This is a genomic window from Salinisphaera sp., assembly GCF_002729955.1.
Classification (GTDB): domain Bacteria; phylum Pseudomonadota; class Gammaproteobacteria; order Nevskiales; family Salinisphaeraceae; genus Salinisphaera.
In genome coordinates, this window is the sequence record NZ_PBYA01000056.1 from 135,580 (window position 1) to 156,016 (window position 20,437).

Genomic DNA, 20,437 nt, shown 5'->3' on the forward strand with positions numbered 1-20,437 from the left:
CGGCCAGGGCTGGCGATTGGCGCGCCAGCGTTCGTCGCGCGCTGCGTGGGGGTTGGGATGTGTTGCGGCTACGGCGGCGCTTCAGGCCGTATTGAGGCGGCCGAGCGGGGCGTTGCAGCAGGTCGGCGCTCGGCAGCCCGGCAGTTCGTTGGCGCCGGCCCGCGCAAGGCACCGGTCGCTAGGCGGCTTCGGCTTCACAGCCGCCGCGGCCACGTTGCCAGCGTTGAGTTGCCGGCAAGGCAGGCGCCACGCTTGGACGCCTTGCCGCGTTGTCCGTGAGGACTCGAAGGCGACCCGCGAGAGGTTATGCAGGGGCTTTGCTAGGCGTTGGTATCGCTCGAGACCACGCAGAACAGGTCCGCCAGAGAATGATTGCGCTGCAGGTTGTGCGGCGCCAGGGCGAACGTGGCGTTCACGGTACTGGCCTGGGTACAGCCGTGGCGAGCGTTCGCGCCCGCGCTCGATGCCACCAGCGTCTGATTCATGTTGGGCACGTCATCGAGCGCTGCAATCAGGGGTTGAATACGATTGGTATACGCGGCCAGGCGGGATTTCGGCAGCGGGTGGCCATCGGGCAGCTTCATGGTCAACGGATTTTGCGGACGGCCGTTCAGGCGGATTTCATAGTGCAGGTGCGGGCCCGTGGCTTCGCCGGTGGCACCCACATAGCCGATGACCTGGCCTTTCTTGACGTGATCGCCGCGTTTGAGCCCGTCCACGAACTGGTACATATGGCCGTAGCGGGTGGAATAGCCGTCGAAATGGCTCAGCTGCACGATACGGCCGTAGCCATGGCGGCGGCCGATGAATTTCACCACGCCGTCGCCGGCGGCCCGAATCGGTGTGCCGCGCGGGGCAGCCATATCGACGCCCCAGTGCGGCCGACGGATATGCAGGATCGGATGCAGGCGGTCGGGATTGTAGGGCGAGCTTATCCGGCTGTAGTTCACCGGATGCCGGGAAAGCGAAGGCTCGTAGGCCTTGCCTTCGGCGTCGTAATAGCGGATTTCGCCCTCTTCGTTGACCGCGCGAAACGCCTTGAGATTGCGACCGCCGGTCGTGATGCTTGCCGCAAGGACGGGCCCCGTGGCGACGCGTTCGCCGTGTGCATATTCCGCTTCGTAGACAACGCTGAAGCGATCACCGGCATGCATCTGCCGAGACAGGTTCGCGCGGTAGCGGTAGATATGGGCAAGCTCGGCAGACACCGCGGCGGGTAAGCCGGCCTTGGCAAGCGAACGCGAAAGCGACCCTTCAACGGTACCGCGCGCGGTGAGCGTGCGGGTCTGGGTCTGCAGGCGGGTCACCTCGGCATGCAGGGCACCCGGGCTGCCCTCGGCATCGAGGCCGGCACGGGTTATCGAGAGGGTACGGATCGCATCGAGTTCGAAGCGCAGTTCGGCAAGGCGGCCATCCGTGGTCTTGCGCAGTTCCAGCGTGTCGCCCGGGCGCAATCGTTTGAGCGGGGCCACGATGTCGCCGAGTCCGACCAGGGCCATCAGCTCGCGAGCGGGCAAGCCGACGCGCTCGAAGATACGCGACAGCGAATCGCCCGACTCGACCGTGACCTCCCGCCAGGGCGTGATCTCCGGCGCGCTCTTGGCCAGCAATGCCTGGCGTTCGTCCGGGCCGAGTTTGTCGGCGATGTCGGCGCTGGGTTCGTCCGCGCCGAACCCCGGGCTGCGCTCGAATGCGGTCCTGTGGAGTCCCGCCTCTGCGCCGTGCGCGAAGGGGTTCGCATGGACGCTGCCACCCATGCATACGAACAAGCTCATACCCAGCGCGCCGTGCGTACCGGCACGCAGAAATTTCGACCAACGCATTCAATACCCTCGGTCTCTCGCGCTTTGCACGATGAAATCATCGCCCGACAGCCGTCTTCGACCTGTCATAAAGGCGAAAAGTTTCCTCGCAGTTGCATCATTCTGGCCCGGTCCCCACCGAGGCGTTGTGCAAAACCGCTTATAGCCGCAGGGTTATACAGTAACATCGTCCGAAAAACGAGTCAGCGACGCGCTATGGTCTCGCGGTCGGCCCCGTGTCAAACGCCGACTGCTCGTATTTTCACTTTCTTTTCCGAGCTTAACGCGGCCTTGGTAAGGCGTCGCATCAATTCGACGCGATAGCGCGGAGCAAGCCGGGCTGGCGCTGCTGCGCGCGTTTTGCGGTGCTGGGAAGCGCATGCGGGATGTTTCGCTATCGGGCGGGTTCTGGCCTTGCGGCGATTGGCGCCTGGCCGCATGCGGCGATGGAGACGGCCCGCATCGACCGGTGTAGCGGTCGCCCTGCTGCCTGTTTGCAGGTGAGGGTGCTAATCTGCATCAGGGAGTCGTACAGGGTCGATCGGCCGGCGGGCCAGGGGGAGATCATGACCAGCAGCGGCGAAACAGCCCGCTTCGTGCGGGTGTTGGCAAGCAAGGATGTTCTGGCACTCGCCTTCGGTGCGATGATCGGCTGGGGCTGGATCGTCATGACCGGAAACTGGATCGTGTCGGCGGGGAGCCTGGGCGCGGTCTCGGCATTCCTTATCGGCGGTGTGGCGATCGTGCTGGTCGGACTGACCTATGCCGAGCTGGCCGCGGCGATGCCGCAGGCAGGCGGCGAACATGTCTACAGCTATCGCGGCCTGGGGCATATGGCCTCGTTCGTGTGTGTACCTGGGCGATCGTCCTCGGTTATATGACGGTAGTTTCCTTCGAAGCGGTGGCGTTACCGACGGTCGTCGAGAATATCGTTCCCGGGTATAGCGTCGGCCATCTCTGGACGATTGCCGGCTGGGATGTCGAGGCCAGCTGGGTGTTGGTGGGTGTGGTGGGCTCGCTGTTGATGATGTGGGTCAACTATATCGGTATCCGAACCGCGGCCCTGTTGCAGAAGCTGGTCACGCTTTTGATTGTGGCGGTGGGGTTGCTGTTTCTCACCGGCGCGCTGTTCAGCGGGGAAGGCGGCAATCTGACGCCATTGTTCACCGGTGAATCAAGCGTGGCCGGCGGCATCATGGGCGTGCTCGTGATGGTGCCGTTCATGTTCGTGGGCTTCGACGTGATCCCGCAGGCGGCCGAGGAAATCGATATGCCACACCGGGATATCGGTCGCCTGCTGGTGTTCTCGGTGCTGCTCGCGGTGTTCTGGTATGCCGCGATCATCTTCGGCACGGCCTACGTGCTGTCCGCGGATGGCATCGATCTGGATTCGCTGGCCGTGCCGGACGCCATGGCCGCAGCCTTTTCCGGCGCCTGGGCCGGCAAGCTCATGGTCCTGGCCGGCATTGCCGGCATCATTACCAGCTGGAATGCCTTCTATATCGGCGGTTCGCGCGCAATCTACGCCCTCGCGAAGGCGGATATGCTGCCGCGAATGTTCGCCAGGCTGCACCCGCGCTACAACACCCCGACCAATGCCATCCTGCTCATTGGTATCGTGACCTCACTGGCGCCGTTACTGGGCCGCAGTGCAATGGTCTGGCTGGTCAACGCCGGTGGTCTGGGTATCGTGCTCGCCTATCTGTTCGTTGCCGCATCCTTTCTGGTTCTGCGTTACCGTGAACCCGAGATGGAACGGCCGTTTGTCGTGCCTGCGGGCAAGCTCGTCGGTATAGTTGCGCTCGTGCTTTCCATCGCCCTGATCCTGCTGTACATGCCGGCCAGTCCGTCGGCGCTGGCGCCGGTAGAATGGATGATATTCGGTGTGTGGATGCTGGGTGGTGCGGCGATGTATGGCTGGGCTCGTGTACGCTACGGGATACACGCACCGGATTCGTCGGCGCAAACGTAGCACCCAGGGGAAGACCTGTCGGGCGTGCGCTATTTGTTCGCGTCTTCGGGTCTGGTAAAAAGCGTTTCTGAATGAGGGGTAAGCGGTCGGCTGCCTGACCGCGATGCAAGGATTGAGCATGAAGCACAAATCGATTTCACGGCTTGCCGTCATAGCGATAAGCGCGCTGGCCTGTGCCACGAGCGCGGTTGCCCAGCAGGGCCCGAGCGACGCAGAAGCCGCGCAGGTTCTGAAGAGCGCGCGGCCGTTGGCCGAGAACGGTAATGCCACCGCCCAGTACAACATGGGGGTGCTTTACGACGAGGGCTACGGCGTCGACCAGGACTATGCGCAGGCGCGCGACTGGTATGAAAAGGCAGCGGCCCAGAATTATTCCAAGGCCGAACACAACCTCGGCATCATGTATCAGGAAGGCCACGGCGTTCCGCAGAGCGATGCCAAGGCCGCGGAATGGTTCAAGCGTGCGGCCGAGAACGGTGAGCCGGCCGCGCAGAACAATCTCGCGGTGCTGTACGTGCGCGGCAACGGTGTGCCCCAGGATCTGGCCGAGGCCGCACGCTGGGCGGCCAAGGCGGCCGAAGCCGGCAACGAGTCGGCACGCAACAACCTGCCGCAGATCGTCGACAGCCTTCCGCAGTCGCGCATCGACGGCAATAACGTCAATATTCGCAGCCAGCCGAATACGCGCGGCCGCGTGATTCGCCAGGCCGATCGCAACACCCGCGTCGCCGTGCTCGATAGCGATGGCGACTGGCGGCAGGTGGTCTTTGTCGACGACTATGCCATTGGCTGGGTTGCGGACTTCCTGCTTGCCGGGAACACCGAGCCCCTGGCTGGCGACAGCGAAATGGCCTCGGCCGATATGGGTCAGGACAGCGAAGCGCCGCCGCAGAACGAAGAAGCCCAGGCGGATCTGCCGCAGGGCGTCTCGGAAACCGGTCCGATTCGCTATATCGGTGGCGATGTCGTGAACGTGCGCTCGGGGCCCTCCACGGGCAACCGGGTCAAGTTCCAGGCCAAGCGCAACGAACGCGTGATGGTCACGGGCCGCGAAGAAGACTGGCGCCGGATTCGCTTCGACGACGGCCGTACCGGCTGGATCGCGGGATTCCTGCTGGTCGAATAGCCAGACAGGCGTTCAGCAGGCACAAAAAAACCGGCAGCCCTGAGGGCGCCGGTTTTTTTATGTTCATTGTTCGGCCGCGATCACTCGTCGAGCTGTGGCGTTGGCCGAACGAGAATCTCGTTGACGTCGACGCTGGCCGGTCGCGAAAGCGAAAACAGAACCGCTTCCGCGATATCCTGGTCAGTGAGTGCGTGGTCCGGCTGCTCGTCGAAAAATGGCGTATCCACCATGCCTGGCTCGATCAGCGTTACGCGGATACCGGTACCCCGGAGTTCTTCACGTACGCCATAGCCTATGGCGGAGACAGCCCACTTGGTGGCGCTGTACATGGAGCCGGGAATCGTCGTGCGTCCGGCGGCCGAGCCGGTAATGAGCAGATGGCCGCGACTGTTCTTGAGCGCCTCGGCGCACACCTGAATGGTCAGGCCGACGCCATAGACGTTGGTGAGGATCATGTCCTTCCATACGTCGCTATCGGCGCCGCAGAAGCCGCCCGGCCGCCCGCCGATGCCGGCGTTGGCGAACACCGCATCGATGCGCCCGAAATGGCTTAGCGTCTGATCGACCATCGCCTGCTGTGATGCCTTGTCGGTCACGTCACAGGTCAAAGCGAGAGAAGAGTCCCCGCCCAGCTCATCGACCAGCGTGTCGAGCTTGTCGGCCGAACGTGCGGCCAGCGCTACACGATAGCCGTTGGCGACCGCGTGACGCGCCGTCGCCGCGCCGATGCCGCTGGAGGCACCGGTTATCAGAAGTACGGGAGCGTCCATAGAGGATCACCTTCGAATCGTTGAGCCGGTATAGGGGAAGTTGATGGAGCGCGCCGCCATGCGTTCGAACGCGGGCGGTCGACGCTTGCGGCGCGCATGCGATTGCCTGCACGCCGTATCGCCCCACTTTGGCTGCGAGAAGCCCAGGGGTCGGGCCGATCGATAACGAACCCGGCGCAGCCTCCGTAGAGGCTGCGCGCGCAGGTTCAAGCCGACCGGCGATCAGCCGTGGGTCGAACCATCGTGCACGTGGCCGTGCTCGATCTCTTCGCTGCTGGCTTCGCGTACGTCTTCGATGTTGACGGTGAAGTTCAGCGTCTGGCCGGCCAACACATGGTTGCCGTCGACCGTGACTTCTTCGCCTTCGACTTCCTTGACCGTGACGATCATGGGGCCGGCATCGGATTCGGCACGAAAGCTCATGCCCGGTGCCAGTTCGTCGACGCCCTGAAATGCGTCACGGCTGACTTTCTGCACCAGCTCTTCGCGATAGGGGCCATAGCCTTCTTCGGGTTCGACGGTCGCCTTGACCTCTTCACCCTGGCCGTGGCCTTCGATCGCCTTCTCCAGGCCCGGCACGATATTGCCATGGCCGTGGAGGTAGGCCAGCGGCTGGCCTTCGCTCGACTGATCGATGATTTCGCCGTCCGTATCGCGCAGCACGTAATGAATGCTTACGACGCTGTCCTGCTTGACTTGCATGTTGGCTTGCTCTGCTGTTTTTCGCGTATGAACAACGAGACGTTGCGACGATCTCGCAAAAAACAATGGCTATCGCGAGAAATTTGCCCATTCATCGGTGATTCGGACCGCTATGCTCGCTCAAGCGGCGGTGCCGATCGCAACCTTCATGGCGTTCAATACATCACGGGCAAAAAAAAGCCGGGCAGGGCCCGGCTTTGTTCTGCCAGCGTAAGGGGCTTATCCCTCCAGCTCGGCGTCCAGGCTGATTTCGGCGCCCTTGTAGAGGCGCGATACCGGGCAGGCGTCCTTGGCCTTGGCCGCCACGTCCTTGAACTGGCTGGCATCCATGCCGGGTACCTTGCCGCGCGTGATCAGTTCGATGCGCTCGATGGTGGGCGTGCCGTCAACCGAGAAATGCACTTTCGCCTCGGTCTGAATCGAATCCGGCGTATGGCCTTCCTCGGCGAGCATTGCCGAGAACTGCATCGAGAAGCATCCCGCATGCGCGGCGCCGATCAGTTCCTCGGGGTTCGTGCCCGTACCTTCTTCGAACCGGGTCTTGAAAGAGAACTGACCCTCGTAGGCGCCGCTTTCGAGCGACATGTCGCCCTTGCCGGATTTCAAATCACCTTGCCACTGCGCATTGGCTTTGCGAACGGGCATACCGAACTCCTAGTGTTGTGGTTTCGCCAAGAACGTTACGGGCGATGACCGTCGAACACAAGCATTGTGCACAATCTATTTCGGAGCACGGCCTGTCCCGGCGCTAGTGTGCGTAAATCATTTTGCGGGTCATGCCGCCGTCGGCCACCAGGGTCTGGCCGGTGATGAACGCTGATTCCGGCCCTGCGAGAAAGGCGACCAGCGCGGCAATGTCGTCGCCGCGGCCTACCCGCCCGACCGGATGTTGTTCATGGTCGATATCGCGAAGCGCCGGGGGTGTATCGTCATCGCCCTGTTCATCCCGCACATCGATCCAGCCGGGCGCGACCGCGTTAACGCGAATGGCCGGGCCCAGGCTGATCGACAACGCATGGGTCAGCGCGACGATCCCGCCCTTGCTGGCCGCATAGGCCTCGGTCTCGGCTTCGGACTGATAGGCGCGGCTCGACGTGATGTTGACGATCGCGCCGCCTGTGCGACGCAGCCACGGCGTGCAGTGTTTGCTGCACAGAAAATAGCCGGTGAGGTTTACGCCGATCACGCGGTTCCAGTCGTCCAGTGAAAGCGACTCGATGGGGCCGTTGAAGGGATCGGCAATCCCGGCGTTGTTCACGAGCAGGTCGATCTGCCCCCATCGGTCGGCCACACGCGCCACCGCATCCGCAACCGACGCCTCATCGGCGACGTCGGCGGTCAGTATTTCTAGCTCGCCCGCATGGGAGGGCGCTGCGTTTGTCGCGCGTTCGAGCGAGGCAAGCGCGTCGGCGTCCTGATCCAGCGCGCCGACATGAAAGCCGTCTGCAAGCAGGCGACGAGTGATCGCACGGCCGATGCCCCTTGCGGCACCTGTGACCAGGGCAACGCGCGTATCGCGGCGGTCTTGTTCGTTGGACATGGGCGTATCCGAAAGGCGAGGGGCAGGTGGTTCATTCTACGGGCCGCGCAACGGGCATGAGCCTGGGCGAAAGGTGCTGATGGCCGGGGCTTGGACAGAGAGCTGGCACGCTCTTGTCGCGATGCTGGCGCAGTCGCGCGCATAAAAAAAGCCCGCCGCATTCGCGACGGGCTTTTACTCTGCAATGTGTTATTGCAGCAACAACCGATCTTAGTTGTTGTCTTCGACAGCGTCTTCCATCGAATCGCCGGCGTCATCCATGGAGTCCTGAATGTCGTCGCCCGCGTCTTCCATGCTGTCCTGCGCATCGTCGGTGGCGTTGTCGATGCTTTCACCGGCGTTTTCAGCCGGGCCGTCGTTGTCGCAGGCCGCCAGGCTCAGCGTGCCGAGACCCAGCATCATGGCCAGCAGCAGGGTGGTCAGTTTCTTTTGCATATTCGACTCCTTGAGTTCGGTAAGTAAAGCTCTGAGTTGTGTACGCGAAAACCGCGCCCCCGACAGAACTTGGACCAAAGTATAAAGCACGCGCAGCTTTCCCGTATATGAATTACGGCAAATCCGGAAATTATCGTTTTTGAATTGTGCCAGCGTCGAGTCAGTAGTCGATTTCGATACTGGCCGCGCTGTGGCGCGCCTTGTCGCGGGCGGCCTCTACATCGTCGGCGCGCGCCAGTGCCACGCCCAGGCGGCGGCTGCCATCGATTTCGGGCTTGCCGAACAGGCGTAGCTCGGTGTCCGGCGCGGCCAGGGCATTCTCCAGACCGCGATATTGCATGCTTTGGCTTTGCCCTTCGCCGATGATCACGGCCGAAGCGCTCGGCCCGCGCTGTTCGATATGGGTGACTGGCAGGCCCAGAATGGCGCGCGCGTGCAGGGCGAATTCCGACAGGTTCTGGCCGATCAGCGTCACCAGGCCGGTGTCGTGCGGTCGCGGTGAAACCTCGGAAAACCAGACCTGCTCGCCGGCGACGAAGAACTCGACGCCGAACAGGCCGTAGCCGCCCAGCGCCTCGGTGATGGCGCCGGCCTGACGTTGAGCCTCGGCCAGTGCCGCATCGGCCATCGGCTGGGGCTGCCAGGATTCATGGTAATCGCCGCCGACCTGGCGATGCCCGATCGGCGCGCAGAAGCTCGTGCCGTCGACGTGACGCACGGTCAGCAGGGTGATTTCGTAGTCGAATTCGATGAAACCTTCCACGATCACGCGCGAGTTGCCGCGCTTGCCGCGCCCGCCGGACTGGGAATAGGCCCAGGCCTTGTCGATGTCGCTTTCGCTGTGCACCGTGCTCTGGCCCTTGCCCGAGGAGGACATCACCGGCTTGACCACGCAGGGCAGACCGATGGCCTCGATCGCCGCGCGATAATCGGCTTCGGTTTCGGCAAAGCGGTACGGCGAGGTCGGCAGGCCCAGTTCTTCAGCGGCCAGACGGCGAATACCCTCGCGATCCATGGTCAGCTGTGCGGCCCTGGCGGTGGGCACCACGTGATAGCCCTCGGCTTCCAGTTCCACCAGCGTGGCGGTGGCGATCGCCTCGATTTCGGGCACCACGAGCGCCGGGCGCTCGGATTCGATCACGCGGCGCAACGCCTCGCCGTCGCCCATGTCGATCACGTGGTGGCGATGGGCCACCTGCATGGCCGGCGCGTGCTCATAGCGATCCACCGCGATCACTTCACAGCCCAGACGCTGCAGCTCGATAGCGACCTCCTTGCCGAGTTCGCCGCTGCCGAGCAGCATGACGCGGGTGGCGGTATCTGAGCCGGGGGTGCCGATGGTACGCATGGTAAAGAATCCTGGCCGGTGAATAAGTGTCGACAGGGCGCTATTGTCGCCAAGGGCGGGCCGGGTTGAAAGCGCGGCGCGTTGGCGCCGTGTGTACGGGGCATTAGACTAGCGGGCATGAAACAGCCCCTGTCCGGTTATCGCGTCATCGACACCACGGCCATGGTGTCCGGCCCGCTGGCGACCATGCAGCTGGCCGATCAGGGCGCCGAAGTGCTCAAGATCGAACGCCCCGACGTTGGCGACTACACCCGCCTTGCGTCGAATCAGCGCAACGGTTTTTCGGCGAGTTATCTCAACAACAACCGCAACAAGCGCTCGGTCGCCTTGAACCTCAAGGAGACGGCCGGACGCGAGCCGCTGCTGCGGCTGTGCGCGAATGCCGATGTCTTCGTACAGAATTTCCGCCCCGGCGTGGCCGAGCGCATGGGCATCGGCGAAGCCGATATTCGTGCGGTCGCCCCCGATATCGTTTATTGCTCGATCAGCGGTTTCGGCGATGCCGGGCCCTATGCCAGCTATCCGGTCTACGATCCGCTCGTGCAGGCACTCTCAAGCCTGGCCAGTATTCAGGGCGGGGCGGATGAAGCGCGCCCGCGACTGGTGCGCACTATCGTGCCCGATAAGCTCACCGGCTATATCGCCGCGCAGGCGATCACCGCCGCGCTTCTGGCGCGCGCCAATGGCGCGCCCGGCCAGCACGTGCGCGTATCAATGCTGGATGCGGTCATTGATTTTCTCTGGCATTCGGACATGAACAGCCAGACGTTTGTCGGCGACGAGTTCGATCAGGCCAAGGCCGCGAGCTTCATCGACCTGATTTACGAAACCACCACCGGCTATATCAGCGTGGCCGTACAGACCGACAAGGAATGGCAGGCGCTCATCGCCGCGCTTGACGCGCCCGAGTGGAACGAGGATCCGCGGTTTGCCACGCCGGCCGCACGCCAGGACAACATCGATGCCCGTCTGCAGCTCACCCAGGAAAAACTGGCCGAAAACAGCGCCGAACACTGGCTGGAACGGCTGCACGAGTACGGCGTGCCCTGTGCGCCGGTATTGACCCGCACCGATCTGCTCAGTCACGACCAGATTGCCGCCAACGCCATTCTCATAGAAACCGAGCACGACGAAGCCGGGCGATTGCGCCAGACCCGGCCCGCGGCACGGTTCTCGCAGATGCCGGTCGACGGCTATCGCGGCGCGCCGGCGCTGGGCGCGGATACGGCCGCGGTGCTGGCCGAGCACGGTTTTTCCGAAGCCGATATCGCCGCGCTCGCGAGTGCAGGCGTAATCGGGGCGGACGGAGCGTCGTCATGATCGATTTCTATTACTGGCCCACGCCCAACGGCTGGAAGATATCGATCCTGCTCGAAGAGCTTGGGCTTGACTACAACCTGATTCCGGTGGATATCAACGCCGGCGATCAGTTCGAGCCGGCATTCCTGGCCATCTCGCCGAACAATCGCATGCCGGCGATCGTCGATCACGCGCCCGCGCCGGGCTATGGCAGCGAGCCGCTGCCGATTTTCGAATCGGGCGCGATCGCGCGTTATCTGGCCGACAAGAGCGGCCAACTCATGCCGGCCGATGCGCGGCTACGCAAGGAAGTCGACGAATGGCTGTTCTGGCAGGTGGGCAATCTCGGGCCCATGGGCGGGCAGATGAGCCATTTCGTGAACTACGCGCCGGGCGATCATCCGTACTCGTACAAACGCTATACGGGCGAATACCATCGCTGTCTGGGCGTGCTCGAACGTCGCCTGGCCGAGCGCGATTATCTCGTCGGCGAAACCTATACCATCGCCGATATCGTCAACTGGCCGTGGGTACTGATTGCCAAGGCCATGGGGCAACCGCTCGACGAATTCCCGCGGGTTGCCGCCTGGCGCCAGCGCATCAAAACGCGTGAGGCGGTGCAGCGCGGCGTCGATCTGGGCAAGCAATGGCGCGGCGGTCAGCCCAAGACGGAAGAAGCCCGCCAGCGCCTGTTCAATCAGACCGCCGATACGGCACGCGGCCGCTAGGCGGCCCCGCGATCGCACCATCCACAGGGGGACACCATGTTCGCTTTCATCAAGGCCTTTATTGCCGGTTTTGTATCCACGCTGACATTTCACCAGGGCCTGCTCTGGCTGTTCATTGCGGCCGGGGTCATCCCGTCGGGCACGCCCTGGAACATGAGCCCGGTGTCGCCGTTCGATGTGCCTTCGGTCATATCGCTGGCGTTCTGGGGCGGCCTTTGGGGCATGCTGCTATGGCTGCTCATCCGCCGCGCGCTGGCCGCGGGTTATTACGTCGGTGCGGCCATTCTCGGTGCGATCGGTCCGACGCTGGTCTATCTGTTTGTCGTGCAGTGGCTCAAGGGCCAGACCATGACCGAAATCTTCGACGGCCTGAGCATGGCGCGCGTGGGCGTCGGCCTGGCCCTCAACGGTTTCTGGGGCCTGGGTGTGGCCGTTTTGATGCGGCTGATGCACCCGCCTCGCTGAGCCGACGGGCGGCTACCGCGTCAATGACGTGGTAGCCGCAGCTTGAATACGGTGCGCGCATCCGCGTCGCCGTTCACGCCCGCGCGCCCTCTCGATGCCAGTACCAGGTCACCGCCATGGCTGCGGGCCAGCGTACGGCTGACCGCCAGTCCGAGGCCGACACCTTCCGCCTTGGTCGTTGCAAACGGCTCGAATACTTCCACCGAGTCTTCAACCCCCGGGCCGTTATCGCTTATCTCGATATCGATATAGTCGCCGTCATCGTCGTTGACGTTCACCGCAACGCATTTGGTCAGTTCGCCCTGTTGTTCGAATGCATCGATCGAGTTGGCCACGAGGTTGCGCAGAATCTGCTGGATGAACACGGCATCAACCGGCAGTTCCAGATCTTCCAGTGCAGCAGGGCAGGGGCCGTCATAGCGAATGTCGTTCGCTCGTAGCGCCGGATCGAGGATCTGGTGCACGTCGTCTATGATCGGCCCCAGAGCCTGGTAGACGCGCGTCGGCCGACCCTGGCGGGCGAAGTCGCGCAGGTGATGAATGATGGCCACGGCCCGCGAGATTTCGGCATCGGCACGTTCAAGCGTCTGGCGGGTGTCGTCCGCGTTCGAGGTAAAGCCCATGCGTGCACGTGCGATGAAGTTGCGCGCGGCGGTCAACGGCTGGCTCAGGTCGTGTGCCAGGCCCGTGCCGAGGGTGGCGAACACGCTCATCCGGTCGTGGGTGTTGATGTCATGCTGCAGATTGGAAATACGGTCGTTGAACTCGATGCGGTCGGTGATATCGAGCGCCAGCCCGGCCAGGCGATATACCTGGCCCTGGTCGTTTTCCACCGGAAACGCGCGATCACGTATCCAGCGCTGGTCACCGTCGGGACGTTGAATACGGTAGATCTCGTCGTAGTCGCCGATGTGGGCCTTGCGCTCGAACGCCTCGAGCACACGTGGCTTGTCTTCTTCGTGGACCCGGGCCAGGCGCTTGCTCGGGTCGTCGTAGAGCTCTTCGCAGGCCTGCCCCCAGATCTTTTCGTAGGCGGGGCAGACATAGACCAGCCGTTCGCCGGTCTCGTCGGTCATCCAGATGACTTCCTGGATATGCTCGGCGAGTTCTCGAAAGCAGCGCTCGTTGGCTTCGATCTCCGAATGCCGTGCCCGCTCGTCTTCCAGCTGTCGCTCAAGCTGCGCGATGCGCGCCTGCGCATCTTCCAGCGTTTGCGGGTGCTTCGGGTCGCGGGTGTCCGACTGACGTTCGATCATGGCGTCATTCCGTTAAAGCGGGGGAATAGCGGTTCTGAATGTTTATCGGCCGCTTTATCTTGTCAAAATAGGCCCAATCCATTAAAAAGATCATCGCTGACACAGGTCGCAACGTTTATCGAAAATGGGGGCAAGGTGCCGTTTGTCATACATATCGTGGACGATGATCCAGCGATTCGCGAATCGCTGAAAGGTCTTCTAGGCGATGCCGGTTACCAGGTCGAGTGCTATTCCAGCGCCGAGGCCTTTCTTGCCGTGCGCGCGCCCGATCGCGGCTGCGCGCTTATCGATCTGCGGCTCAAGGACATGGACGGTCTCGCGCTGCAAAAAGAGCTGGTGGCGAAGAATGCGGCCGTGAGCGTGATCATGATGAGCGCTTACGGCGACATCGAGCACGCGGTTGCGGCAATGCGGCTTGGCGCCGTGGACTTCGTGGAAAAACCGTTCTCGCCGGAGGCGATGCTCAGGCGCGTTCAACAGCTTTCCAAGGCCACCGATGCCGACGATCTCGCCCTGCGCGAAGCCCGCCAGCACGCTGCGCTCATCGAACTGCTCACGCCTCGGGAAAAACAGGTGATGGCCATGATTGTCGACGGCCTGGCCAATAAACAGGTGGCGGGCCAGCTGGGCATCAGTGCGCGTACGGTCGAAACGCATCGCGTGCACATCATGCAGAAGCTCAACGCCGAATCTCTGCCGCATCTGGTGCGCATCTGGCTGTCGGCCGGGCATCTCGTCGACGTGCCCGAAAGCTGAGCAAAGCCGGATTTGGCGCCGTCATACCCTGACGGCGCCACAGCTTATTTATCGCCGGGTGGCGACGAACGCCAGCTATATCTTGGGGCCGCGTCCACGCACCGCGTTCGACACGAGTGCGATCACGAACAGCACCAGGAAGATGAAGAACAGGATCTTGGCGATGCCGGCAGCGCCCGAGGCGATGCCGCCAAAGCCGAACAGCGCCGCCACGATCGCGACGATGAAGAATGTAATTGCCCAACCCAGCATGGTTTTCTCCTTGATTGTGTAGATGCCGGCGTAACCTGAACGACCGGGAAAAGCCGGCCCGTACTTACGCCACGCGGCAATGTCAGTATGCCGGAAAATTGTATTCGGCAAGCAAGTATCGCTGCGTGTTCTAAAGCTTCTTGGCCAGTTGCTTTTCGATTTGATCGGCGTCGTGTTGCGCCCAGTTCTTGTCGATGGTTTCAGCCACCGCCTTTTCGACCGGTCCGTCCATCTTGTCGCGCAGACGCCCCAGAAACGACGGGTCGGCAACCACGATCAACTGTTCGAACGCGTTGTCGTTGAGACCGCTCTTGAGGTGTTCGACCACTTCCTTGGCGAAGATGTCGGCATGCTTTTCCGAGGTGGTGGTCTGCGGGTCGGCCTGGTGAACGCTGGAGCCGCCACTGTCGTGCACTTCGCCCTTGCCGCCGGTGCGCAGGTCACCCTCATGGGCTTCGCTTTCGCTGTGGGTCAGGGTGTCGAGCAGCTTCAGGCCGCTGCCGGCGCCCTCGCGCGCGAAAATTCGGGCACGTGCGGCGTCGCTGACGACGATCCATTGTTGGGCCATGATTGTCTCCTTGTCTTGGTAACCTGAACGAAAGAGCGCGATGAACCGGTCACCGCGCTCTTCGCACATTTGCATAGTTCACGCAGACTTGGCGAATCGAACATCCCGATAGGGATCGTGCATGTCCAGCGCTTCGGGGCGATCGCGGTTCGCAAGGAACGACGGCCGCGCCTTGTCGGCCGCGAACGGCTGCTCGAGCGCGTTTTCGACGCTGTTATAGACAAAGAACAGGTTCGATCGTGGCCAGGGCGACATGTTCGAGTTCGAGGCATGCAACACGTTGCACTCGAACAGCAGCAGCGAACCGGCCGGGCCCTTGGGCGCCTGAATGCCGCCGCGGTTAACCAGCGCCTGCAGGTTTTCCTGGCTCGGCACGCCGGCTTCCTGGGCTTTCAGCGAGCTCTTCCAGTTGTCGTCCGGCGTCTGGCCGACGCAGGGCACGAACTGGTGGTGCGAGCCCGGGATGAGCATCAGCGGGCCGTTGAACTCGTTGTTGTCGGTCAGCATGATCGACGCGCTGATCGCTCGCATGCGCGGCATGCCGTCCTCGGCGTGCCAGGTCTCGAAATCGGAGTGCCAGTCGAAGCCGGCGCCCTGAAAACCGTATTTGTCGTTGATCCGCGACTGGTGGATATACACGTCGCCGCCGAGCAGCTGACGCACCATGCCCAGAATGCGCGGGTCACGCGTGAGCTCGGCAAAGCGTTCGGATATGCGGTGCATATCAAACACCGATCGGATCGCGCCGGACTTGGGATCGCGAATCACCCCGTCCTGCTTGAGCAGCTGGTCATCGTTGCTCATCTGTTCGAGCTCGTCGAAGAACGGCGTCATGCGTTCCTGAGAGAAAAAGCCCTCGAACCAGAGATAGCCATCGCGCTCGAAGCTCGACAGCGCCACTTCGTCGAGCGGGCCCTGCCAGCGGTCTTCGGTCGCGGAATGTACAACCGGATCCCGGCGCAGGTAGCGCGGCTCGGGGCGGCTCGTACGCGTTATGTAGTCGTCGGTTCGCATCGTTTGCCTCCGGGTTGCGAATAAGGCCGGCGCCCTGGCGGCGCCGGCGTCGACACTGTTAAAGCGTCGTTCAGAACTTGCGTTCGAATTCGGCCAGCTTTTCTTCGGCCGATTCTTTCGTGTCGCCGTATTTTTCCTGGATCTTGGCCAGCATGTTCTGGCGCTTGCCCTGGACCTCTTCGACGTCGTCGTCGGTGAGGCGGCCCCAGTGCTCGCGCACCTTGCCTTTCATACGATCCCACTTGCCTTCGAATTGATCTTCGTTCATCGCGTTGTCCTTGCTGATGGCCTTGAAAACTGTCCGGCCAAGTTAAGCGCCTGCTCGGGGTCCCTCAATACGGGCTAATACCTAAGCAGAATCGCTCGCCCGGGCGGCCTTTAGCGCGTAAGCTCGCGGCACCACTCAATCGTTGCATTGACGCATGACACAGTCGCAGAAGATGAATTCGACCGGACAGGCGATCTTCGAAGCCCATGTGGCGTTCGAACTCGAGCAATGGCGCGGCCAGGGCGCCATCCAGCGCCTACAGGACGAGGTCGACGCGGTCTGGAAGTGGGCCGAGCAGACCCCGCTGGAATCGCTGGTATCGGTCGATACCGTACGCGGCGCGGCCGAGCGGCTGGCCCTGGACATGTCGCTGCCCGACGATCTGGCGGGCGTGATCGGCGGCATCGCCAACGACCTGATCTGCCACGACGTCAACAAGAACACGCGGGTCCAGGACGTGATCGACGAGTCGCTGTTCGACGACGGCGTATCGCTGTTCGTCGAGCTGGAGGCGCTGCGGGCCCGGCTGATCACGCGACTTCTCGACAGCCCGGTCTATACCGCGCTGGCCTCGGACGTGCTCTATCAGGGCATCAAGGACTACATCTTTTCCGATACCGGGGCGATCAAGTCGATTCCGGGCGTGTCGTCGCTGCTCAAGGGGTCGAGCAGCGCGTTGAGCAAGCGCATGCCGGGCCTTGAAGCCCAGGTCGAGAAGCGGGTGCGGGCCTATATCGAGAACAACACGGCCAAGACGCTGGCACGCAGCCAGGAGCTGCTGATCGAGTCGCTCGACGAAGAGCGTATTCGCGCGATCGCGTCCGAAATCTGGGCCGAAATTCACGACAAGAAGCTGTCCATCGAAGACGTGGTGGACAACGACGAACTGCAGAAGCTGGTCGATTACGGTCTGCGGATCTGGCAGGAGCTTCGGGAAACCCAGTACGTGGGCGAGCTGGTGGACGCTGCGGTGGTGTCCTACTTCGAGCGCAACGGCCAGCGCAAACTCACCGATGTGCTCGGCGATGTCGGCGTGGACCGTGATCTGCTGCGCCAGGAAGCCGAAACGCTGGCGCCCGCGGTCATCGAAGGCCTGGCCGAAAGCGGCCTGCTCGAGGATCTGGTGCGCCGACGCCTGGCGGCGTTCTATGCCTCGGAGGCGTTCGAGAAGGCGCTCGACGAGGCCGGGAAATAACGCGTTGATGCGGCGACGCCGGTGCAATCGCCGGCGCCGCGGCGCGTTCAGTTGGCCAGGATACGGGCCATGAAGGCCGGCTGGGCAAAGGCGGCGTTGTGCATAGCGGGCGTGTAGTAGAACGTCTGAAAGTCAGGCGCGCGCTCGGGCGCATACAGGCTGCGCGTATCGCGCACCGCCAGCGTGGCCGACCACCAGCCGGTGGGGTAGCTCGGCTGCGGAAAGCTCAACAGATGGGTATCGGCAAAGCCGGCCGCCCGCAGGCCGCCGTGCATCTCGCCGATGAGTTCGCTGTGCACCAGCGGCGATTCGCTCTGCTGCACCAGCAGCCCGCCCTGGCCGAGCACGCGGTGGCACTGCTTGTAGAAGGCTTCGTTGAACAGGCCTTCGGCCGGGCCGATCGGGTCGGTGCTATCGATGATGATCAGATCGACGCTGGCATCCGGCGCGTTGTTCATCCAGGCCACGCCGTCCTCGAAGGCAAGCGTGGCACGCGGGTCGTCGTTGGAATCGCACAGGGCCGGGAAATATTCTTCGGCGATACGGGTCACGCGCTCGTCGATCTCGATCTGGGTGGCCTGCTGCACGTTGTCGTGCTTGAGCACCTCGCGCAGCGTGCCGCAGTCGCCGCCGCCGATGATCACCACGTTCTTTGCCGCGCCGTGGGCGAACAGCGCCGGGTGGGTCATCATCTCGTGGTAGACGAAGTTGTCGCGGTCGGTGAGCATCACCAGGCCGTCGATGGTGAGCAGACGACCGAAAGTTTCGGTCTCGTACACGGCGATGGTCTGATATGCCGACTGCTCTTCATGCAGTTTGGACTTGATGCGTAGCGAAAAGCCCAGGCCGAGATCGTGACTTGCTTCGGTATACCAGTTGTCGTCGAGTACCATGCGTTTTCCTTGCTGTGCGCGATTGCGCATCCGTCGAACCAGATTGGCCCGCAGTATAAGCCAGCCACGCAACACGAATGTTCATGTCCCGATCCAATTCAAATCCGCGTTCTGCCCACGACTGGCAGATCGACGATGCCCGTGCCCTGTATCGCGTTGCCACCTGGGGCGAGGGCTATTTCGATATCAACGAGCGTGGCGCGGTCACCGTCACGCCGCGCCGGGATGGCCCCGCCATCGATCTGGACGGGCTCACCGACGAGATCCAGCGGGCCGGTCTGCGCCTGCCGGTACTGGCGCGGTTCACGGATATTCTCGGTGATCGCATCACCCGGCTTTGTGACGCCTTCGAAGCCGCGCGCGAACGCCACGACTATGGCGGTCGCTATACCGTGGTCTATCCGGTCAAGGTCAACCAGCAGCGTGCCGTGGTTGAAGGGCTGGTGGCCGCGGGCGGCGAACGCGCCGGCCTGGAAGCGGGCAGCAAGCCCGAGCTGATGGCCGTGCTTGCCCTGGCCGCGCCGGGCAGCGTGATCGTATGCAACGGCTACAAGGACAGCGCGTTTCTGCGCCTGGCCATGATCGGCCAGCAACTCGGCCATCGCGTCTATATCGTGGTTGAAAAGCCCTCCGAACTGGCGCCCATCGCCGAAATCGCCGAAGAGCTCGGCCTGCGTCCCAACATCGGTCTGCGCGTGCGCCTGGCCAGCGTGGCGGCCGGCCACTGGCAGAACACCGGCGGCGAGAAATCCAAGTTCGGCCTGACCGCTACCCAGGTGGTCGAGGCCGTCGAGCGGCTGCAACAGCTCGGCTATGACGACTGTGTACGCATGCTGCATGTGCATGTGGGCTCGCAGGTCGCCGATCACGGCGCGCTGTCGCGGGCCATGGACGAAACCGCGCATCTGTATCGTGGCCTGCGTGCGCTGGGCGCGCCGCTTGCCTGTGTGGATGTCGGCGGCGGGCTGGCGGTCGATTATGAAGGCCGGGGCGCGCGTTCGTTCTGTTCCATGAACTATGGCGTGCCCGACTATGCCGATGCCGTGGTCGGCGCGCTGGCCCGGGTGTGTCGTACGTTTGATCTGCCCATGCCGGACATCATCAGCGAATCCGGCCGGGCGCTGACCGCCCACCATGCCGTGCTGCTGACCCAGGTCATCGACAGCGAGCTGGCCAGTACCCCGGCCGCCGCGGACTTGAGCGCGGAGCTGTCGCCGGGGGCCACGCTCGATCGTGCCGAGCGCAGCCTGGCCGACGTCCAGGCACGTTTTCTGGCCGGCGATATCGGCCTGAAGGAGCGGGCGGCCGCCGAGGCCGAGGCGGTGTCGATCTATCGCGCGGTCGCGGCCCACGCCGGCGACAACGACGACGAGCGGGCCGCCGTTACCGCGGCCCAGGAAAAGCTGGCGGCCAAGTATTTCGTCAACTTCTCGGTGTTCCAGTCGGTGCCCGACGTCTGGGCCCTGGATCAGATCTTTCCTGTCATGCCGCTCGCGCGGCTGAACGAACGCCCGGACGAACGCGCCCGGCTGTGCGATCTGACCTGCGACTCGGATGGCCGGCTGGATCGCTACGTTGACGAGAACGGCGTCGACAGCACCCTGCCGTTACATGGGCTGCGTGAAGGCGAGGCCTATCGGCTGGGTATCTTCATGGTCGGCGCCTATCAGGAGAATCTGGGCGATATGCACAACCTGTTCGGCGATACCGACGTGGTCAACGTCGAGGTCGATGACAGCGAGCGCGGCTGGCGTTTGGCCGACGCGGAGCAGGGCGATCGCACCGACGAGCTGCTGCGCTACGTGCATTTCGAACCCGACGACCTGCGCGCCGCCTATCGACGCAAGCTGGCGGCCTCGGGACTTGGCGGCCGGCTCAAGCGCGAAACCGAAGCACTGCTGGAAGCCGGGCTGGCCGGCTATACCTACCTGGTCGAATCGTAGGGGCGATTAACGCTAACCAAATCGCCGCGCCGCGGCCGTTTTTTGCGCAAGACAATGCGCGATCTGCAATGCTGGATTGCGCACCGTGGATAATGACGCAGAGGC

At 63.1% G+C, this 20,437-nt stretch carries 20 protein-coding genes and 1 pseudogene; 8 read left to right on the forward strand and 13 right to left on the reverse strand.

Going from position 1 to position 20,437, the window contains the following annotated elements; genetic code table 11:
- Nucleotides 1-320 precede the first annotated feature (320 nt).
- Nucleotides 321-1,823, reverse strand: a complete 1,503-nt coding sequence (locus tag CMN27_RS16105) for a peptidoglycan DD-metalloendopeptidase family protein (protein ID WP_293628084.1) — start codon at nucleotides 1,821-1,823, stop codon at nucleotides 321-323.
- Between the two features lie 545 nt (nucleotides 1,824-2,368).
- On the opposite strand from CMN27_RS16105, the pseudogene CMN27_RS16115 reads away from it, so the two are divergent.
- Both CMN27_RS16115 and CMN27_RS16120 read left to right on the forward strand, forming a co-directional pair.
- A pseudogene (locus CMN27_RS16115) lies at nucleotides 2,369-3,774 on the forward strand (APC family permease).
- Between the two features lie 118 nt (nucleotides 3,775-3,892).
- Nucleotides 3,893-4,900 (forward strand): SH3 domain-containing protein, encoded by a 1,008-nt coding sequence (locus CMN27_RS16120; RefSeq protein WP_293628090.1) that lies wholly within the window; start codon nucleotides 3,893-3,895, stop codon nucleotides 4,898-4,900.
- Between the two features lie 80 nt (nucleotides 4,901-4,980).
- On the opposite strand, the gene CMN27_RS16125 is transcribed toward CMN27_RS16120, so the two are convergent.
- From CMN27_RS16125 to purT, 6 genes are all read right to left on the reverse strand, one after another.
- Nucleotides 4,981-5,670, reverse strand: coding sequence for an SDR family oxidoreductase (locus CMN27_RS16125; RefSeq protein WP_293628092.1), 690 nt, complete (start codon nucleotides 5,668-5,670; stop codon nucleotides 4,981-4,983).
- Nucleotides 5,671-5,892: 222 nt separating this feature from the next.
- Nucleotides 5,893-6,372 (reverse strand): peptidylprolyl isomerase, encoded by a 480-nt coding sequence (gene slyD / locus CMN27_RS16130; protein WP_293628094.1) that lies wholly within the window; start codon nucleotides 6,370-6,372, stop codon nucleotides 5,893-5,895.
- 219 nt (nucleotides 6,373-6,591) lie between these two features.
- A complete protein-coding gene (locus tag CMN27_RS16135) occupies nucleotides 6,592-7,017 on the reverse strand; it encodes an OsmC family protein (RefSeq protein ID WP_293628096.1) in 426 nt (141 codons plus the stop codon).
- Between the two features lie 103 nt (nucleotides 7,018-7,120).
- Nucleotides 7,121-7,912, reverse strand: coding sequence for an SDR family oxidoreductase (locus CMN27_RS16140; protein WP_293628098.1), 792 nt, complete (start codon nucleotides 7,910-7,912; stop codon nucleotides 7,121-7,123).
- A gap of 210 nt (nucleotides 7,913-8,122) precedes the next feature.
- Nucleotides 8,123-8,347 carry a hypothetical protein gene (locus CMN27_RS16145; protein ID WP_293628100.1) on the reverse strand — a complete coding sequence of 75 codons (225 nt, stop codon included), beginning with the start codon at nucleotides 8,345-8,347 and terminating at the stop codon, nucleotides 8,123-8,125.
- 160 nt (nucleotides 8,348-8,507) lie between these two features.
- Complete coding sequence (gene purT, locus CMN27_RS16150) at nucleotides 8,508-9,695, reverse strand: formate-dependent phosphoribosylglycinamide formyltransferase (protein ID WP_293628102.1); 1,188 nt, start codon at nucleotides 9,693-9,695, stop codon at nucleotides 8,508-8,510.
- A 117-nt stretch (nucleotides 9,696-9,812) separates the two neighbouring features.
- On the opposite strand from purT, the gene CMN27_RS16155 reads away from it, so the two are divergent.
- Genes CMN27_RS16155 through CMN27_RS16165 form a run of 3 tightly spaced genes read left to right on the forward strand, consistent with a single transcriptional unit; the run spans nucleotide 9,813 to nucleotide 12,187 of the window.
- Nucleotides 9,813-11,015, forward strand: a complete 1,203-nt coding sequence (locus CMN27_RS16155) for a CoA transferase (RefSeq protein WP_293628104.1) — start codon at nucleotides 9,813-9,815, stop codon at nucleotides 11,013-11,015.
- Nucleotides 11,012-11,722 (forward strand): glutathione S-transferase C-terminal domain-containing protein, encoded by a 711-nt coding sequence (locus CMN27_RS16160; protein ID WP_293628106.1) that lies wholly within the window; start codon nucleotides 11,012-11,014, stop codon nucleotides 11,720-11,722. The genes CMN27_RS16155 and CMN27_RS16160 overlap by 4 nt, the downstream gene beginning before the upstream one ends.
- A gap of 36 nt (nucleotides 11,723-11,758) precedes the next feature.
- On the forward strand, nucleotides 11,759-12,187 hold the full coding sequence (locus CMN27_RS16165) for a hypothetical protein (RefSeq protein WP_293628108.1): 429 nt from the start codon (nucleotides 11,759-11,761) through the stop codon (nucleotides 12,185-12,187).
- A gap of 20 nt (nucleotides 12,188-12,207) precedes the next feature.
- On the opposite strand, the gene CMN27_RS16170 is transcribed toward CMN27_RS16165, so the two are convergent.
- On the reverse strand, nucleotides 12,208-13,443 hold the full coding sequence (locus CMN27_RS16170) for an ATP-binding protein (protein WP_293628110.1): 1,236 nt from the start codon (nucleotides 13,441-13,443) through the stop codon (nucleotides 12,208-12,210).
- A gap of 135 nt (nucleotides 13,444-13,578) precedes the next feature.
- Between CMN27_RS16170 and CMN27_RS16175 the strand changes: the two genes are divergently transcribed.
- Complete coding sequence (locus CMN27_RS16175; protein ID WP_293628112.1) at nucleotides 13,579-14,199, forward strand: response regulator; 621 nt, start codon at nucleotides 13,579-13,581, stop codon at nucleotides 14,197-14,199.
- Between the two features lie 75 nt (nucleotides 14,200-14,274).
- Here CMN27_RS16175 and CMN27_RS16180 read toward each other — a convergent pair whose 3' ends face one another.
- The 4 genes from CMN27_RS16180 to CMN27_RS16195 all read right to left on the reverse strand — a co-directional run bounded on the left by CMN27_RS16180 (nucleotide 14,275) and on the right by CMN27_RS16195 (nucleotide 16,301).
- Complete coding sequence (locus CMN27_RS16180) at nucleotides 14,275-14,451, reverse strand: DUF1328 domain-containing protein (protein ID WP_209059367.1); 177 nt, start codon at nucleotides 14,449-14,451, stop codon at nucleotides 14,275-14,277.
- Nucleotides 14,452-14,581: 130 nt separating this feature from the next.
- Nucleotides 14,582-15,019, reverse strand: a complete 438-nt coding sequence (locus CMN27_RS16185; RefSeq protein ID WP_293628114.1) for a host attachment protein — start codon at nucleotides 15,017-15,019, stop codon at nucleotides 14,582-14,584.
- Nucleotides 15,020-15,097: 78 nt separating this feature from the next.
- Entirely contained in the window at nucleotides 15,098-16,033 is a 936-nt protein-coding gene (gene thpD / locus CMN27_RS16190) for an ectoine hydroxylase (protein ID WP_293628116.1), read from the reverse strand.
- 70 nt (nucleotides 16,034-16,103) lie between these two features.
- On the reverse strand, nucleotides 16,104-16,301 hold the full coding sequence (locus CMN27_RS16195) for a CsbD family protein (protein ID WP_293628118.1): 198 nt from the start codon (nucleotides 16,299-16,301) through the stop codon (nucleotides 16,104-16,106).
- Nucleotides 16,302-16,455: 154 nt separating this feature from the next.
- Here CMN27_RS16195 and CMN27_RS16200 point away from each other — a divergent pair, with 154 nt between their 5' ends.
- Nucleotides 16,456-17,496, forward strand: a complete 1,041-nt coding sequence (locus CMN27_RS16200; RefSeq protein WP_293628120.1) for a hypothetical protein — start codon at nucleotides 16,456-16,458, stop codon at nucleotides 17,494-17,496.
- 47 nt (nucleotides 17,497-17,543) lie between these two features.
- Here the strand turns inward: CMN27_RS16200 and speE are convergent, their stop codons facing one another.
- Nucleotides 17,544-18,389, reverse strand: a complete 846-nt coding sequence (gene speE, locus CMN27_RS16205; RefSeq protein WP_293628122.1) for a polyamine aminopropyltransferase — start codon at nucleotides 18,387-18,389, stop codon at nucleotides 17,544-17,546.
- A gap of 77 nt (nucleotides 18,390-18,466) precedes the next feature.
- Here speE and speA point away from each other — a divergent pair, with 77 nt between their 5' ends.
- Nucleotides 18,467-20,332, forward strand: a complete 1,866-nt coding sequence (speA, locus tag CMN27_RS16210) for a biosynthetic arginine decarboxylase (protein ID WP_366515474.1) — start codon at nucleotides 18,467-18,469, stop codon at nucleotides 20,330-20,332.
- Nucleotides 20,333-20,437 lie beyond the last annotated feature (105 nt).

Bases quoted from the DNA above. Each gene is read 5' to 3' on its own strand.
- CMN27_RS16105 (WP_293628084.1), bottom strand. From the start codon at position 1,823: ATGCGTTGGTCGAAATTTCTGCGTGCCGGTACGCACGGCGCGCTGGGT.
- CMN27_RS16120 (WP_293628090.1), top strand. From the start codon at position 3,893: ATGAAGCACAAATCGATTTCACGGCTTGCCGTCATAGCGATAAGCGCG.
- CMN27_RS16125 (WP_293628092.1), bottom strand. From the start codon at position 5,670: ATGGACGCTCCCGTACTTCTGATAACCGGTGCCTCCAGCGGCATCGGC.
- slyD (WP_293628094.1), bottom strand. From the start codon at position 6,372: ATGCAAGTCAAGCAGGACAGCGTCGTAAGCATTCATTACGTGCTGCGC.
- CMN27_RS16135 (WP_293628096.1), bottom strand. From the start codon at position 7,017: ATGCCCGTTCGCAAAGCCAATGCGCAGTGGCAAGGTGATTTGAAATCC.
- CMN27_RS16140 (WP_293628098.1), bottom strand. From the start codon at position 7,912: ATGTCCAACGAACAAGACCGCCGCGATACGCGCGTTGCCCTGGTCACA.
- CMN27_RS16145 (WP_293628100.1), bottom strand. From the start codon at position 8,347: ATGCAAAAGAAACTGACCACCCTGCTGCTGGCCATGATGCTGGGTCTC.
- purT (WP_293628102.1), bottom strand. From the start codon at position 9,695: ATGCGTACCATCGGCACCCCCGGCTCAGATACCGCCACCCGCGTCATG.
- CMN27_RS16155 (WP_293628104.1), top strand. From the start codon at position 9,813: ATGAAACAGCCCCTGTCCGGTTATCGCGTCATCGACACCACGGCCATG.
- CMN27_RS16160 (WP_293628106.1), top strand. From the start codon at position 11,012: ATGATCGATTTCTATTACTGGCCCACGCCCAACGGCTGGAAGATATCG.
- CMN27_RS16165 (WP_293628108.1), top strand. From the start codon at position 11,759: ATGTTCGCTTTCATCAAGGCCTTTATTGCCGGTTTTGTATCCACGCTG.
- CMN27_RS16170 (WP_293628110.1), bottom strand. From the start codon at position 13,443: ATGATCGAACGTCAGTCGGACACCCGCGACCCGAAGCACCCGCAAACG.
- CMN27_RS16180 (WP_209059367.1), bottom strand. From the start codon at position 14,451: ATGCTGGGTTGGGCAATTACATTCTTCATCGTCGCGATCGTGGCGGCG.
- CMN27_RS16185 (WP_293628114.1), bottom strand. From the start codon at position 15,019: ATGGCCCAACAATGGATCGTCGTCAGCGACGCCGCACGTGCCCGAATT.
- thpD (WP_293628116.1), bottom strand. From the start codon at position 16,033: ATGCGAACCGACGACTACATAACGCGTACGAGCCGCCCCGAGCCGCGC.
- CMN27_RS16195 (WP_293628118.1), bottom strand. From the start codon at position 16,301: ATGAACGAAGATCAATTCGAAGGCAAGTGGGATCGTATGAAAGGCAAG.
- CMN27_RS16200 (WP_293628120.1), top strand. From the start codon at position 16,456: ATGACACAGTCGCAGAAGATGAATTCGACCGGACAGGCGATCTTCGAA.
- speE (WP_293628122.1), bottom strand. From the start codon at position 18,389: ATGGTACTCGACGACAACTGGTATACCGAAGCAAGTCACGATCTCGGC.
- speA (WP_366515474.1), top strand. From the start codon at position 18,467: ATGTTCATGTCCCGATCCAATTCAAATCCGCGTTCTGCCCACGACTGG.